The following is a 15,842-nucleotide window of genomic DNA, read 5'->3' on the forward strand; positions in this document are numbered from 1 at the left end:
ATGTGACCCACTAGTCCAGCACGATAACCTGACCTGTCGTTAAACCCTTTTCCATACCGCCGTCGCGTATCCAGATCTTGTTGCCGCGAATGCGGGCCACCCGCATGCCGTAAAAGCTGGTGCCTTTGGTGGCCTTGATAATGCGCCCGTCACTCGTTTCCAGAAGCGCCCATGGGGCTGTGTCCGTGTCGTATATTCCGACAACCGACATCCGGTCGCGCCCGTCATCCGACCTTGTCGGCGCGGTCACGGGCGCTGATGCGGGCGTGACCACGGCAACTGTCGGCACGGTTGACGGGGGTGACGGTTCGGCGATCTGATCTGCGGCACGTGGCGGCGTCGGGTCGATGCGCTGTCTTTGCTGCGGGCGCGGGGAAGCGGTTGGTGCATAAAGTGGTCGAACGCTGTCCTCTGCGCCGGGCAAAGGAAGAGGCGCCGCGGCCAGAACCTTTGCGATCTGAAGGACCAGATCATCGTCGTTTTCAAGCGAAACAGCCGAAGGTGGCGGAAGGTGCAGATCGTCTGAAACCGCGGCCAACTGTATCGTCGGGGCGATCATTGGCGTTGGCGATTTTTGCGGTGACTGTTGGCGGACAATCGCAGCGGGTGAGGGCGCAGGGACAGAGGCAAGGTCCGGCGTGCTCAGCGATTGCGACACGGACTGCACCGCAGCTTGGTCGACCCTTTGTGGCCAAATGTCAGGTTCAGACATGACAAATACAATCTCGGGCAAAGGTTCGGGCGCGTTGCTGGCCAAGGCAAATACCTCAACCGGAAGCGGAGGTGGGATCGGCGTGTCAATCGGCTGGGCCAAGGCGGCAATCCGCATGTCCAGTTGATATTCGGCATCATCCATGGCTGGAACGGATTCACTGGCCACTGACGCAGTCAAATCTGCGAACGGATCGTCCGAGGGGTCGGCGGGGATGTCTGCAACCGGTGTCCCCATGGAGAAGACCGATACCGCCTCATCATCTTCGGCGTGTTCCCCCACCTCAGACGGTGTTGCCTGCGCGATGAGGACAGGGAGTAAATCGGCTGTGTCATTGCCTGGCATCAGGGGCGGCCCAAAACTGTGCGGGTCAATCAATGCGGTCGGTGCGCGCAACGGCGTATCTGAAGCTTGAGAAGTAATGGCTGGATGCGGATCGCCACCGGAATTTGGCATCTCAAGCATGTCGAGCGCGGCAACCAAATCCGGGATATGGGAAGAAAGCGGCGGATTGTTTGGGGTCGACATAGGACTGGGCCGTTCGGCAGCAGACAAGTGGTCCGCGATTAATTTGTCGGAAGCAAATTCTTGCGCGAAATTCTGTGGGTTCGGCCAGATCAGTTTTGACGCATAGATTGCCAAGGATACGAACAGCCCGCCCGCAATGAACAGAACCGATACAATAGACCATGCCAGTCGATGCGATCTTGTTCCTTTCATAAATCCAACCTGTCTGCCGGTAAAATTCGCCTTCGCTGATCAAGCGCCCCGACGGGCAGCTTGTCAATGTCAGCAGATTACAGACTGGTATCAATGGGTCTTGTTGTTACGAACTGTTGCGGGAAAACAAACAAAAAAGTTTTCGGTCCCCGCCGCTGGTCGCTGCATATTGGTCTTTTCCAACATTTTCGCGATTGACCTGCCCGGCCTGATCGGTGCGCAGGGCGATAGGGGACGACATGGGGGCGTCGGCTCGCCTGAGAGACAAATTGATTGAAGGACTTGGTCGGGCTGAGAGGATTCGAACCTCCGACCCCCTGCTCCCGAAGCAGGTGCGCTACCAGGCTGCGCTACAGCCCGACCGTGACGCGCGGGATATCCTCAACCGGGCGTAAGAGCAAGACCCAAATTACCGTGTGCAAAGGGTCAGGACCATTTTGGTGGCGCTGTTGAACCCCAGAAGCGGTCGCAATGGCCCGGTCATTTCCCTGCCCGTTGCGACGAAGCCAAGCCGTTCATAAAGCGCCTTGGCACGGGGGTTCGTGTCGATCACATCAAGCGTCACGCGTTTGAAGCCTTGGTGCCGCGCAAAGGTGAACATTGCGTCAAAAAGAGCCGACCCAACGCCTTGACCGCGTGCGGCGCCCGCAACGCAGATGCCGTCCATCTGAAGCGTGTCTTTCGGCGCGTCCCGCTCTAGCATCGCCAATGGGATCAATCGCCATAGTGCCCCCAGCCCATAGTGTTGAAACAAGTCCGTGGTTGTCGCTGTCGAAAACCCCTGACTGCCCGCCTTGTGGGCCGCAATCCCCAAAAGGTTGCCCGCATCATCCGTGGCCGCGATCACCGCGTCCGGATTGACAGTGTCTGCAAACAACCTGCGCGCTTTGTCATCCGGCCCCAACAGTTTACCCAGCTTTTCGCCGAAGGCCTCCCAGTACAAGGCGGCCGCTGCCGGCTCCAGGCCATCCGGCAGTCGGGAATGCAGGGTGATGGTGTTCATAAGGGGAATATGGGGCCTGTCTTCGTAAAAGAAAACCGGCGCGCAAAGGTGGTGGGCCGGTTTCCGAAAACGATGCCGCGTGGGCTTAAAGGCTGGCGTCCAACGCCGCAATCACCGCGTTGCCCATTTCCGATGTCGACGCGGGTGTCACGCCCGCGTCGTTCAAAAGGTCGCCGGTGCGAATGCCATCGGCCAGAACCTTTTCGACAGCAGCTTCCAGACGATCAGCTTCTTCGCCCATGTCGAAGCTGTAGCGCAGCGCCATTGCAAAGCTGAGGATGCATGCGCAGGGGTTGGCCTTGCCTTCCCCCGCGATATCTGGGGCCGAGCCGTGGACGGGTTCGTAAAGCGCCTTGGGACGGCCATTGGCCATCGGGGCGCCAAGCGACGCCGACGGCAGCATGCCCAGCGATCCGGTCAACATCGCGGCGCAATCTGACAGGATGTCGCCGAACAGGTTGTCGGTGTAGATCACGTCGAATTGTTTGGGCGCGCGGACCAGCTGCATGGCTCCGTTATCGGCATACATGTGGGACAGCTCGACCTCAGGATAGTCTTTCCCCACATGCGTCACGACTTCACGCCACAGGATGCCGCTTTCCATCACGTTGGCCTTCTCCATCGAGCACAGCCGCTTGCTGCGCTTCATCGCCAGTTCAAAAGCCGAGCGCGCACCGCGCTCAATCTCGCTTTCGGTGTAGCGTTGCGTGTTGATGCCCACACGCTCGTTGCCTTCTTCGAAGATCCCGCGAGGTTCGCCAAAATAAACACCCGAGGTCAGTTCGCGAACAATCATGATATCAAGACCCGACACGATGTCTTTCTTCAGCGACGAAAAATCGGCCAGCGCGTCAAAACACTGCGCCGGGCGCAGGTTCGAATACAGGTCCATTTCCTTGCGCAGGCGCAACAGCCCGCGTTCGGGCTTCACCGAGAAATCCAGATCGTCGTATTTCGGGCCGCCAACCGCCCCCAGCAGCACAGCATCAACCTTTTGCGCTTTGGCCATGGTTTCGTCGGCAAGTGGGACGCCGTGTTTGTCATAGGCAGCACCGCCCACCAAATCCTCGCTCACATCAAATGTTACGCCGCGCTTATCGCCCATCCAGCCGATGATCTTGCGCACCTCGGCCATGACTTCGGGGCCAATGCCGTCACCGGGCAGGATAAGGAGGGAGGGGTTGGTCATGGGTCTGTCCTTGCTGAGAAATACATCGCGGATCGGCCTAGCCTGTCAGGGATGTTCCGTCAAGAAATGAAGGGTCAGAAGCGCAGATCGACCCAGACCAGCCGATGGCGCGATGCAGTGTTGACCGTATCCAGCATCGGGTCGCCATCCGCAGGCCAGAACACGCCTGCGCTGATCACATCAAGGTCGCTTGCAGGCAGGACATAGCTGACCCGCAAGTCGCCCGGGGATGGTTCCGGCCAGTCGACCGTGTCCAGCGCCGGTTCGCCCGCTTGACCGGTGTCGCCTACCGCGATCTTGCCCGTCCGACGGGGTTCGGGGTCTTGCAGCCGAGGGTCGTTCAGTAGTCTTTGAATAGCGGCACGGCGGCCCTCGCCGTCGACTGGATCGAGATTGGCGACACCCGCTATGATCACCGGTCCGTCCGGGGCCGGGAAGGGGAGCGCGCCATCCAGATACCGTTGCCAAAATGCGATCTCATCATGGTTGCGCCGCCCGTTGCGGTCTTCGTCACCATCGAAGACAGGCGTGGTCGCATGAAATGTCAGCAGGTGCAGGTTTGTGCCATTGGGTAACTGCACTGGCACATCCCAATGGGCCACGCTGCTCAGCCGCTGAATGGCAAAGGCGCCAGCCGTGGGGAAGGGGATGCCATCACGGCTAGGAGGGATGGCGCCCGGCAGGTCTTTCCACAGAAAGGGTGCGAAATCCCGCGCCTCTCCCAGCGGATAGCGGGACAGGACCGCCATGCCGCCCTGACCGGTAAAGCGCCCATATCCTTGGGCGTCCCGGGGCTCGCCGGTGCGACCGTCGCCATCCATGTCCAACCCCGTAACAAGCCCGGCATTCGGCATGGCCGCAAATGCGTATGGCATCGCATGATCTTTTTCAGCCAGTGCGGATTGGAAAGCACGCAGGGCATGTCCTTCGACGTCGTTGTCAAAGCCCTGAAGGGTCAGGATGTCGGGTTTTGCTGTGGCGATCACGGTCAGCGCGGCGGTGATCTGGTCGTCCGTCCCCGCCAAGATGTCGCGCAGCAAAAGACCCGGGCCTTTTCGATCCAGCTCGGCATTATAGGTGGCGACGCGCAGGGTCATCGACTGTGCAGTAACGGGCGCGGCGCTCGCCATCAGGGCAAGCGCCACGGTAACGATCCAGTTGAAAGGACGTGTGGGCCGACCCTCAGCGTCGATCAGGCGTGGGCCAATCCACCATCGCCGGCGCGACGCTTGTTGCGCTTGCGCTCGCTGTTGATCATCAGGGCGACGCGCAACATGGCAATGCCGCGCATGAAAAGGCTTGCGGGAAGAAAGGCCCATGCGGCAACCGTCCAGATCATGGTTTGATGGTTTTCCACCGATACCGAACCAAACAGCGACACGGCGGCGGTGATGATGATTGGCGTGGCGAAGGGCAACAGGAACCCAAGTGCAATGTTGAACCGGGCGTCGCGCACCAGGCGGCGGACAACATCGCCTCCGGTAGTGGGGTCAAACGTGGGCAGGTTGACCCACACGTTGAACGCACCCGTCGATTTCGACGGCCATTCGGTGAAGCGCAGCGCCATCAGGAACACAGCCATAGACAGTAGAGAGATCAGATAGCTCATCCCGGCAGCGGCGCGCAGCAGTGCCATATCGTTGAAGCTGGCCGTGTCGGGCAGCATCGAGACAACGAAGCGCACGGGGCTATAGGGGAAGTCGATGGCCTGGCCAATCAGCATCCCGACCGACGTCATGAACTGGGTTGCGGTCGAATGGTCGGTCTGTCCACGAACGATCACAGACAGGCTGAACACCGTTACGAACAGGGCGGCGAAGCGGATGCGGTTGAACGGGGGGGCATCGCGAAATTCGACAAGTCCGGGATAGGTCGAAGCATATTCGAAGATGGTCAACGCCGCCGCAAACAATGCAACGATGGTCACGATCTGGCCGGATTCCTGACTGACACCCGGCACCAAAATGGATGGCGTTGCAATCAAAATCACCATCAGGAATGCTCGCGCTATTGCGCCAATCATTCGGCTTACCACTACCTTAATCCTTCCACCTGGACGGGTGCTGTTACCTGCCGCACCCTTTATCCATGTCAGCGTTTCCTCATTCAGCGGGTCACTGCTTCTTATTGCAACATACTGCGTCGCATATTAGTCCCACTTCAAGTTGTGCCTAAAATGCGTTGCCAAATGTGGTCGATTTAAGGGGAAACTGGTGCGACTTTGCACCAAATTAAGGTAAAAATGGGGCCAACCTTGCGGATGACCCCATGATTCAATCGCCTTTTCAGATGTTTAGACCCAAGGGCGTTGTGTGGCAGCCTTTGCCTCAAATGATTCAATTGCCCCTTGTTTTTCCATCGTCAGACCGATGTCATCCAGTCCATTCAGCAGACAATGCTTTTTGAAGGCGTCAACTTCGAAGGGAATCACCTCTCCATCCGAGGTGGTGATCTCTTGTGATTCGAGATCTACTGTCATTCGGGCATTGGCGCCCTTCTCGGCATCGGCCATCAGAATGTCGATCTGGTCCTGCGGCAAGATGATGGGCAGAATGCCATTCTTGAAACAGTTGCTAAAGAAGATGTCGGCAAAGCTGGTCGAGATCACACATTTGATTCCGAAGTCGGCGATGGCCCACGGGGCGTGCTCACGCGATGAACCGCACCCGAAATTGTCTCCGGCCACCAGAATTTCAGCGTCACGGTATTGCGGTTTGTTCAGGACGAAATCCGGGATCTCGTTGCCCTGACGATCATATCGCATCTCGTCAAACAGGTTCACGCCAAGGCCGGACCGTTTGATGGTCTTCAGAAAGACCTTGGGAATGATCATGTCGGTGTCGATATTCACCAGCGGCATCGGCGCCGCGATCCCATGAAGTTTTTGGAACTTGTCCATAGCACGCACCTTTCTGCATCTGCCACGTCGGTTGGGTCGTGGCTGCGTCATTCAGTCCATTGCTTTATGCAGGTTTTGGCGACGAATCCAAGGCGGCCGCGCATGAAAAACCCGGCGCCTGTGTAAAGCGCCGGGTTGGTGTTCAAATGGGCAGTGCTCAGGCCTTCCGGCGGCGGCGCGTGATAGCACCCATGCCAAACAGCCCAGTTACCAGAAGCATACCCGCAGCTGGCAAAGGAACCGGCGATACGGTGACAAGGTTTTGCCCGGTATAACGCCCACGGTTCGCGTCGCCATCAACTTCAAAGAAGGACAATTTCCACACGGCATCACCCGAGTAACCGGAGGCAGCCATCAGATACCGATTGGCCAGTGTGGTGCTGCCAGAGCTTGTGGCTTTGAACAAACCGGATGAAACACTGAGTGCAGCGTTGTCATCTTCGTAAGCGGCTTCCCACAAGGCCATTTGAAACGCGGCAGCCTGATCACCGTTTGTTGTGTCAATCCGATCATAGTTGGCGTCAAACACCGACTGCAAGCGGTCGCGGGCAATCGCGGTCAGGCCAAAGCTGTTCGAAAACGGATCATTGGTCTGGGTGTAGTTCTGACTTGCGCCTTTGTTCATCATATAGTGAGCAATATCGAGGCACCAGCCAACGAAACTTCCCATATCACCTGTGGTGTCGGTCAGGTTGAAGCCCGTGGCCCCAACGGTTCCCGGCGTATTCGCGACCGGTGAAGAGCCGATCGAAACGGACTGAACCGAGGATGTATAACCATCCAGTCGCAATACGGCTGCATCAGATGTTGTCGCGAAACCTGCTGCGATGACCGCAGCTGTTAATAAATTTCTCATAGTTACCCCTTCAATACTTGTAACCGAGTTAAATGTATCCACCGCGTCCCCAACACGGTTATGGAATACAAACGAATCTAGCACTGCGGCTGCACCGGCTCAAAGAAATTCGTCAGAAATGTGGCAGTATCAATCCAAAGTAGTGACGAAGGAATAGGGGCGGTCGCAAAGCGTGCGCAACCGTTTCCCGGTCGCGCACAATCGTTGCGAATTGGCTGCTTTAGTGTCGCAGCGTGTTGTCGGTCGAATCACATCAAATCGCGCACATCGGTCAAACGACCCGTCAACGCAGCCGCCGCTGCCATTGCGGGTGACACAAGGTGGGTGCGGCCCTTGTAACCTTGACGCCCCTCGAAATTCCGGTTCGAAGTCGACGCGCAGCGCTCCTTCTCGGACAGTTGATCCGGGTTCATGGCAAGGCACATGGAACATCCTGCCAAACGCCAGTCGAAACCGGCTTCCTTGAAGATGTCGGCCAAGCCTTCTTCTTCGGCCTGCGCGCGCACAAGGCCCGACCCCGGCACGATCATCGCCCGCAGCCCGTCCTTGACCTTCTTGCCTTTCACGATTTCCGCGACGGCGCGCAGGTCTTCGATACGCCCGTTGGTGCAAGATCCGATAAAGACTGTGTCGATCTCGATATCTGTCAGCTTTTGGCCGGGGGTCAGACCCATATACTCGATGGCGCGCTTGGCCGCTTCGACCTTGCCGCCGGTGAAATCGTCGGGGCTGGGCACGGTGGCCGAGATCGGCAGAACATCCTCGGGCGACGTGCCCCAGGTCACGACCGGTTCAATCTCTTCGGCTTTCAGGGTGATCACCTTGTCGAAATGCGCGCCTTGGTCGGTGTAAAGCGTCTTCCAGTATTCCAAAGCCTGTTCCCACTGACCGGCTTTGGGGGCATGAGGGCGGCCTTTGACATACTCAAAGGTGGTTTCATCAGGCGCAATCAGACCCGCACGGGCGCCACCTTCGATGGCCATGTTGCAAACTGTCATGCGGCCTTCCATCGACAGATCGCGGATCGCTTCGCCACAGTACTCGATGACATAGCCGGTCCCGCCGGCGGTGCCAGTCTTGCCGATCACGGCCAGCGTGATGTCCTTGGCGGTCACGCCGGGCTTCAGCTTGCCGGTGATCTCGACCTTCATATTTTTCGATTTCTTCTGGATCAACGTCTGGGTGGCCAGAACATGCTCGACCTCGGACGTGCCAATGCCGTGGGCCAATGCACCGAACGCGCCGTGGGTGGCAGTATGGCTGTCACCGCAGACGACGGTCATGCCGGGCAGGGTCCAGCCCTGTTCAGGACCAACGATATGCACGATCCCCTGGCGCACATCGTCAACGGGGTAATAATGAATGCCGAAATCCTTGGCGTTCTTATCCAACGCGTCGACCTGAATGCGGCTTTCTTCGTTCTCGATCCCTTTGGCGCGGTCCAGCGTGGTGGGCACGTTGTGGTCCGGCACCGCGATGGTCTTGTCGGGGGCGTGAACCTTGCGGCCCGCCATACGCAGCCCCTCGAAAGCTTGCGGACTGGTTACTTCGTGGACCAGATGGCGGTCAATATACAAAAGGCAGGTGCCGTCATCGGCCTCGTGGGCCACATGGGCGTCCCAGATTTTATCATAGAGTGTCTTCGGGGCGGTCATTTCGCTCTCCGTGGATGGGCGTGGATATGTGTCAGGTTGCAATAGGTCGGGGGCGCCACCTTATAGGTGGGCTTGCACAGTCCGTGCCGCACCAAAAAATCGCCAGGGCAGGCGCGCGCGATCATCCATATCGAAAACCCGAGTCATGCTGCTGAGATACTCTTTTGCCAGCGTCGTCGCAAGGGTGGTCGGACGATGTGGTGTGTTCGGCCACTGGACGCGGAGAAAGTCGCGTGTAAAAGTTACAGCATGGAGCCCGAACCAACGCCGCACCCCGGCACATCACCCACACAAGGCAGCGGCGCGGATAATCTGCCAGAGCTTGCGACAGATACATTCGATACACTGCGCGATCAGTTGATGCCGCTGTGGAATGATGGCGCGGCATTTATCGTCAGCCTTGGTCAGACATGGCGTCTGTATCAGATCGCTATCGTTGTCTTGTTGGCGCTGATATCGTGGGCGGTCGGCAAAATGCTGAATCCCAAGATCGACCATTGGCTGCGGTCGCGCGAAGGGTGGTCAAAGCGTCGATTGCGTTTTGCAATTCACACCAAGCGTCGCGTGCCGATGATGCTGTTTGTCGTGATGTCTTGGCTGATCGTTTCCGCGATGCGCGAGATCACGTGGCCATCCCGATCCTATCTGATCGCAGCCATCGGCACCCTGGCGCTGGCGTGGGTGTTGGTTGGCTTTGCCTCTGTCATCGTGGAAAACCGCGTCTTGAGGCGTACGACCAAGTGGGGATTATGGATCTATGTGACGCTGTATTATCTGGGCATTACCGATGAGATCGGCGATGTGCTGGACAATATCGCCATTTCGGCGGGCAGCTTCCGCATTTCTCTTTTAGATGTGATCAGCGCGGTGGCCGTTACGGCGGCCCTGTTCGCACTGGCGCGGATTTTCAGCCGTGCCTCTTCCGAGAGGGTCAGAAACAACGAAGATATCTCACCTTCGATGCAGGTGCTGACGGTCAAGTTTATCCAGCTTCTTTTCTATGGGGCGGCGTTCTTCCTTGGCCTTAAGGTGATAGGGGTCGATCTGACCGGACTTGCCTTTCTGTCCGGTGCAATCGGTCTGGGTCTTGGTTTCGGTCTGCAAAAGGTCGTGTCCAACCTCGTGTCTGGCATTATCATCCTGCTGGACAAGTCGATCAAACCCGGTGACGTGATCAGCCTTGGCGAAACATTCGGCTGGATTCAGCAACTGGGTGCGCGCTATGTCTCGGTCGTGACGCGGGATGGGCGGGAATACCTTATTCCGAACGAAGATTTGATCACCGGACAGGTGGTGAATTGGTCGCATACAAACGCCTTTGTGCGGCTCGATATCTATTTTGGCACGGCCTATGGGGATGATCCTCACCAGGTTCGCAAGATCGCGATTGAGGCTGCCAGCAATGTGTCGCGGGTGCTGAGCTTTCGCCCCCCGGTGTGTCACATCGTCGGGTTTGGCGACAGTTCCGTCGATTACATCCTTCGCTTCTGGATCGACGACCCGACTGGCGGGCTGACCAATATTCGTGGCAATGTCTATCTGGCACTGTGGGATGCGTTCCACGACAACGGCATCTCATTCCCCTTCCCGCAGCGCGAAGTGCGACTGTTGCAGGACGATTTGGCAAACGATGCAGAAACTGGCGAAAATCCGCAGGCGTGACCGATTTGCACTGCTGTTTCATCCCTGTTGCTTGACGAGCGTTGAGATCGCCCCCATGTGATGTTACGATTCTTATGTGCCCAGCGTCGGGGCGGATCGGCGCGCATCGATAGGAGGACAATGTCCTGTCTCCGCAAACAGAGGTCGCAGAAGATGCGACTGCAGGGAATTCCGCAATGACGGCGGCCCCTCAGACCAATGTCAGCGACGATATCCTGTCGCTCGTTTTACGCTCACTTGAAGATGACAAAGCCGAAGATGTGGTGATCATAGATTTGCGCGGCAAATCCGAGATGGCCGATCATATGGTGGTCTGTTCTGGTCGTTCGACCCGTCAGGTCGCGGCGATCTCGGAAAAACTGACCGAGAAGCTCAAGCTGGACATGGGTGTCTTTTCGAAGATCGAAGGCAAGGATCAGGGCGATTGGGTTCTGATCGATGCAGGCGATGTAATCGTCCACGTGTTCCGCCCGGAAGTGCGCGAGTTCTATCAGCTTGAAAAGATGTGGTTGGAGCCCGGCACGACCGGCGCCGCGACCTGATCTTTAAGGACGCGACGACATGAAGGTGCATATTTGCGCCGTTGGCCGTTTGCGTGGCGGCGCTGAACGCGACCTGATCAATGACTATCTGACCAGGTTTGATCGCACCGGGCGGGTCTTGGGGCTAGGCCCTGCCGATATCCACGAAGTCGAAGACAAGAAGGGTGGCGGGATGTCCGCTGAAGCTGCCTTGCTAGAGCGCGCGATTCCCAGAAGCGCGCTGATCTGCACGCTGGATGAACGCGGCAAAGTCTTGTCGTCGCCCGATTTTGCAAAGCTACTTGGCCGCTGGCGCGATGACGGGTGCGGTGACGTGGCTTTTGTCATCGGCGGTGCGGATGGAATCGACCCCGCCCTGCGCGCACAGGCCGATGCCAGCCTGTCCTTTGGTAAAATGGTCTGGCCGCATATGCTGGTTCGCGTGATGCTTGCCGAACAGCTTTACCGCGCCGCGTCGATATTGGCAGGCAGCCCGTATCACCGCGCCTGACCGCTTGCTGGTGGTAGCTTGCCTTGCACCCGGACTTGTCGCGCAATAGACAGTCTGTAAGCAGCCAGAGGATCCTTTGATATGACCACGCCCAAGCCCGTCGTTCTGTGTATTCTAGATGGCTGGGGGCTGCGTGACGCCCGTGACTATAATGCGCCGGTGCTTGCCAACACGCCCAATTATGATTGGTTGATGGCCAATTGCCCGAATAACACGCTGATCACCCATGGGCCCGATGTTGGCTTGCCGACCGGACAGATGGGCAATTCCGAAGTGGGGCACATGAATATTGGCGCAGGCCGCGTCGTGGCGATGGATCTGGGCCAGATTGATCTGGCGATCGAGGATGGGTCGTTCTTCAAGAATGAAGCTCTGCTGGACTTCGCAGTCAAGGTAAAGGCCGCTGGCGGTATTGCCCATATCGCCGGTCTGGTCAGCCCGGGCGGGGTTCACAGTCATCAGGATCATCTTGTCGCGGCGGCCAAGGCTTTGACCGATGCGGGGTTGTCCGTAGCGGTTCATGCGATCACCGATGGGCGCGACGTGCCCCCGCAATCCGCGCGCGAGCAGATCGCGGCGTTTGAAGCCGCGCTGCCCGATGGCGCACGGATCGTCACCGTGGTCGGGCGCTATTTCGCGATGGATCGCGACAGTCGCTGGGATCGGGTCAGCCGGGCCTTTGACGCAATGGTCAAAGGGCAGGGTGATGCCGTTGCGAGCGCAGATGACGCCATCGCTGCCGCCTATGACAAGGGCGAAACGGACGAGTTCATCCAGCCCGCAGTGATCGGGGGCTATCCAGGTATGAAGGACGGCGATGGGCTGTTCTTCGTGAATTTCCGTGCCGACCGTGCCCGCGAGATTCTGCGCGCCATTGGTGAACCGGGCTTTGGTGAATTTACCACCGGCCCGCGACCGGCCCTGTCGGCGCGACTGGGCATGGTCGAATACTCTGACGCCCATAACGCCTATATGACCACCTGTTTTCTCAAGCGCGACATCGTGAACACCTTGGCCGAATGGGTCGCCAAGCATGGTAAAAACCAGTTTCATATCGCCGAGACCGAGAAATACCCCCATGTCACGTTCTTCCTGAACGGCGGCAAGGAAGAACCGGTCGAGCGCGAGGTCCGCTATATGGCGGCCAGTCCAAAGGTCGCGACCTATGACTTGCAGCCCGAGATGTCGGCACCCGAAGTTACCGAGCATTTCGTCGGCGCAATTCGCGATCAGTTTGACCTGATCGTCACCAATTATGCCAACCCCGATATGGTCGGGCATACCGGTGATCTGGATGCAGCCGTCGCAGCCTGCGAAGCCGTTGATGCTGGGCTGGGGCAAGTGCTGGCCGCACTGAAAGAGGTTGGCGGCGCGATGATCGTGACTGCCGATCACGGCAATTGTGAAACCATGTGGGACGACAGCACCAACGGCCCGCACACAGCGCATACTACCAATCTGGTGCCGGTCATCATGTTCGGCGGACCGGAGGGTGCCACGCTCGCCCCGGGTCGGTTGGCCGATCTTGCCCCGACATTGCTTGAACTGATGGGGCTGGAACAACCTGCCGAAATGACCGGCGAAAGCCTGATCCGCCGGTGATGCGAGCCGGACGCCTCATACCTCTGCTGACGGGAACGGCACTGTCAGTGCTGGCGCCCACCCTGGCGGTGCGCGCGCAGACGAACCCGATTGAAACGGCGCAGGCTGCGATGTTGGCGCTGGACAAAGCAACTGTCGCTCTGGCCGAGGCCGAGAAATCAAACGACCGAATCTCAGCCCTGACGCAAACCGTTCTGGCCTATGAAAAAGGGTTGGGCGCATTGCGGGACGGATTGCGCCGCGCGAGCCTGCGTGAGGCGACGATCCAAGGGGCATTGACTGCCGAAAGCGAGAAATTGTCCCAGCTTCTGGGCGTCCTGCAAACCATCGAACGCGCGCCGGAACCTGCCTTGCTGGTCCATCCCGCTGGCCCGATTGGCACCGCTCGGTCCGGTATGATTCTGTCCGATGTCGCCCCTGCCTTGCTGGCCAAGGCGGAACGCCTACGCCGCGATCTGGAAGAGCTTCAAACCCTGCGCGCCTTGCAGGAAAACGCGGTCGATACCTTGAAATCCGGGCTGGAAGGGGCGCAGGACGCCCGATTTGAACTCAGCCTTGCCGTTGCCCGACGCACCGAACTGCCGCGCCGCTTCGTCGCTGATGATGCACGAATGCAAACGCTTGTCGAAAGCGCAGACACCTTGGCCAGTTTCGCCGACGGTCTGATGTCAGAACCCGTGCCGCAGGGCAATGCCGCCGATACGCAGGATTTTACCAGCGTGAAAGGGCGACTGGCCATGCCTGCCCTGGGCCAGATCATTCGCCGCTTCAACGAGGTCGATGCCGCCGGTGTGCGTCGCCCCGGATATGTCATTGCCACCCGACCCATGGCCATTGTGACAACGCCATGGCCCGCGACGATCCGGTATCTTGGCCCGCTGCTGGACTATGGCAATATCGCCATCATCGAACCAGGCGACGGCTATTTGATGGTCTTGGCCGGGCTGGGCCAATTGTATGGCGAGGTGGGGGAAGTGCTGCCGCAAGGCGCGCCCATCGGCCTGATGGCGGGTGCCACGATCAGCGACGATCAAGCGTTTTTGATCGCTGCGGAGGAAGGAACTGGCGCAGACGCGTCGGAAACGCTTTATATAGAGCTAAGAGAGAACGGAACGCCCGTGGACCCCAACGACTGGTTCGCGGCAGGCAAGGAATAAACTGATGAGGAAATTCGTAATGGCCGCCCTTGGGGGCACCTTGGCAGGCGCAGTGCTGACCACGCAAGTGGCCGGGCCGCTACTTGCGCAGGACGCCGCCAAAAACTCCAGCGTTTACGAGCAGTTGGACTTGTTTGGCGACATCTTCGAACGTATACGCGCGCAATATGTGGAAGAAGTTGACGCGGCGGACCTGATCGAAGCGGCGATTGATGGGATGCTGACCTCGCTTGATCCGCATTCCAGCTATCTATCCCCCAAAGATGCCGCCGACATGCGTGTGCAGACGCGCGGTTCCTTCGGTGGGCTTGGCATCGAGGTGACGCAGGAAGAGGGCTTCGTGCGCGTCGTGTCACCGATGGATGGCACGCCAGCGGATGATGCCGGTGTGGAATCCGGTGACTATATCACGCATGTCGATGGCGAAGCCCTGATAGGGCTGACATTGGACGAGGCGGTCAACATGCTGCGTGGCCCGGTCGGATCCGAGATTATCATCACCGTGGTGCGTGAAGGCGTGGATGAACCGTTTGACGTGTCAATCATCCGCGACACGATCAAGCTGACTGCGGCCACAGCCCGATCGGTCGGCAATACCATTGTTTTGCGGGTGACGACTTTCAACGATCAAACCTATTCCAATATGGCCGAAGGGCTGGCGCGCGAGGTCGAATCCTTGGGCGGGATGGAGAATGTCGATGGCTTCGTATTGGATTTGCGAAACAATCCCGGCGGCCTTCTGAACCAGGCTATCGAAGTGTCGGACGCCTTCCTTGAAAGCGGCGAGATTGTATCGACTCGTGGTCGCAACCCCAGTGAAAGCGAACGTGTGAATGCCGAAGCAGGTGATCTGGCCGAAGGAAAGCCGATGGTCGTTTTGATCAATGGCGGCTCTGCGTCAGCCTCCGAGATTGTCGCAGGCGCGCTTCAGGATCACCGTCGCGCCATCGTGGTTGGCACCAAGAGCTTCGGCAAAGGGTCGGTGCAGACGGTTATGCCGCTGGCCTCCGACGGCGCGATGCGTCTGACCACGGCGCGCTATTACACTCCATCGGGGCGTTCCATCCAGGCGCTCGGCGTATCCCCGGACATCGTGGTGCAGCAACCCCCCCGCCTGCCGGAAGCCGAGAATGAGGACGAGGATGCGCGCCCGCAGCGGACCGAAGCCGATCTGCGCGGCAGCCTGAACAATGACAGTCTGACCGAGGACGAACAACGCCAGATCGAAGAAGAGCGCGAGGCGGCAGAAGAAGCCGCCAAGCTGCGCGATGACGACTTTCAACTGTCCTACGCGGTCGATCTGATCAAAGGCCTGTCAACCATTGCTCTGGCGCAGTAGGCGGGTGTGAAAATTC

General features: G+C 58.6%; 14 protein-coding genes and 1 tRNA gene. 6 read left to right on the plus strand and 9 right to left on the minus strand.

From position 1 onward, the window contains the following. Positions 1–10: 10 nt before the first annotated feature. The 9 genes from AC13C8_RS19345 to leuC all read right to left on the minus strand — a co-directional run bounded on the left by AC13C8_RS19345 (position 11) and on the right by leuC (position 9,034). On the minus strand, positions 11–1,432 hold the full coding sequence (locus AC13C8_RS19345) for a hypothetical protein (RefSeq protein ID WP_482848755.1): 1,422 nt from the start codon (positions 1,430–1,432) through the stop codon (positions 11–13). A gap of 283 nt (positions 1,433–1,715) precedes the next feature. Next, positions 1,716–1,792: transfer RNA gene (locus AC13C8_RS19350), tRNA-Pro, on the minus strand. 49 nt (positions 1,793–1,841) lie between these two features. Then, positions 1,842–2,435, minus strand: a complete 594-nt coding sequence (locus AC13C8_RS19355) for a GNAT family N-acetyltransferase (protein WP_482848756.1) — start codon at positions 2,433–2,435, stop codon at positions 1,842–1,844. An 85-nt stretch (positions 2,436–2,520) separates the two neighbouring features. Then, positions 2,521–3,624 carry a 3-isopropylmalate dehydrogenase gene (gene leuB / locus AC13C8_RS19360; RefSeq protein ID WP_091431554.1) on the minus strand — a complete coding sequence of 368 codons (1,104 nt, stop codon included), beginning with the start codon at positions 3,622–3,624 and terminating at the stop codon, positions 2,521–2,523. Positions 3,625–3,698: 74 nt separating this feature from the next. Further along, the gene (locus tag AC13C8_RS19365) at positions 3,699–4,769 is read right to left on the minus strand and encodes an endonuclease/exonuclease/phosphatase family protein (RefSeq protein WP_322787733.1); all 1,071 of its coding nucleotides are present in this window, start codon (positions 4,767–4,769) and stop codon (positions 3,699–3,701) included. 47 nt (positions 4,770–4,816) lie between these two features. Then, on the minus strand, positions 4,817–5,617 hold the full coding sequence (locus tag AC13C8_RS19370; protein ID WP_245744747.1) for a hypothetical protein: 801 nt from the start codon (positions 5,615–5,617) through the stop codon (positions 4,817–4,819). A gap of 300 nt (positions 5,618–5,917) precedes the next feature. After that, a complete protein-coding gene (gene leuD, locus AC13C8_RS19375; protein WP_091431548.1) occupies positions 5,918–6,523 on the minus strand; it encodes a 3-isopropylmalate dehydratase small subunit in 606 nt (201 codons plus the stop codon). A 157-nt stretch (positions 6,524–6,680) separates the two neighbouring features. Next, positions 6,681–7,379: a VPLPA-CTERM sorting domain-containing protein gene (locus tag AC13C8_RS19380; RefSeq protein WP_091431546.1), complete on the minus strand. Its 699-nt coding sequence runs from the start codon at positions 7,377–7,379 to the stop codon at positions 6,681–6,683. A 248-nt stretch (positions 7,380–7,627) separates the two neighbouring features. Beyond that, complete coding sequence (gene leuC, locus AC13C8_RS19385; protein WP_091431544.1) at positions 7,628–9,034, minus strand: 3-isopropylmalate dehydratase large subunit; 1,407 nt, start codon at positions 9,032–9,034, stop codon at positions 7,628–7,630. 249 nt (positions 9,035–9,283) lie between these two features. Between leuC and AC13C8_RS19390 the strand changes: the two genes are divergently transcribed. The 6 genes from AC13C8_RS19390 to AC13C8_RS19415 all read left to right on the plus strand — a co-directional run bounded on the left by AC13C8_RS19390 (position 9,284) and on the right by AC13C8_RS19415 (position 15,826). Then, positions 9,284–10,696: a mechanosensitive ion channel family protein gene (locus tag AC13C8_RS19390; protein WP_482848757.1), complete on the plus strand. Its 1,413-nt coding sequence runs from the start codon at positions 9,284–9,286 to the stop codon at positions 10,694–10,696. 176 nt (positions 10,697–10,872) lie between these two features. Further along, the gene (gene rsfS / locus AC13C8_RS19395; protein WP_091431542.1) at positions 10,873–11,238 is read left to right on the plus strand and encodes a ribosome silencing factor; all 366 of its coding nucleotides are present in this window, start codon (positions 10,873–10,875) and stop codon (positions 11,236–11,238) included. A 19-nt stretch (positions 11,239–11,257) separates the two neighbouring features. Next, positions 11,258–11,728 (plus strand): 23S rRNA (pseudouridine(1915)-N(3))-methyltransferase RlmH, encoded by a 471-nt coding sequence (rlmH, locus tag AC13C8_RS19400; protein ID WP_091431540.1) that lies wholly within the window; start codon positions 11,258–11,260, stop codon positions 11,726–11,728. Between the two features lie 81 nt (positions 11,729–11,809). Beyond that, positions 11,810–13,330 (plus strand): 2,3-bisphosphoglycerate-independent phosphoglycerate mutase, encoded by a 1,521-nt coding sequence (gene gpmI, locus AC13C8_RS19405; RefSeq protein WP_482848758.1) that lies wholly within the window; start codon positions 11,810–11,812, stop codon positions 13,328–13,330. After that, complete coding sequence (locus AC13C8_RS19410) at positions 13,330–14,487, plus strand: murein hydrolase activator EnvC family protein (RefSeq protein ID WP_482848759.1); 1,158 nt, start codon at positions 13,330–13,332, stop codon at positions 14,485–14,487. The genes gpmI and AC13C8_RS19410 overlap by 1 nt, the downstream gene beginning before the upstream one ends. 4 nt (positions 14,488–14,491) lie before the next feature. Beyond that, positions 14,492–15,826 (plus strand): S41 family peptidase, encoded by a 1,335-nt coding sequence (locus tag AC13C8_RS19415; protein WP_482848760.1) that lies wholly within the window; start codon positions 14,492–14,494, stop codon positions 15,824–15,826. The last annotated feature ends 16 nt before the right edge of the window (positions 15,827–15,842 follow it).

This window comes from Aliiroseovarius sp. B-4 (genome assembly GCF_056857795.1).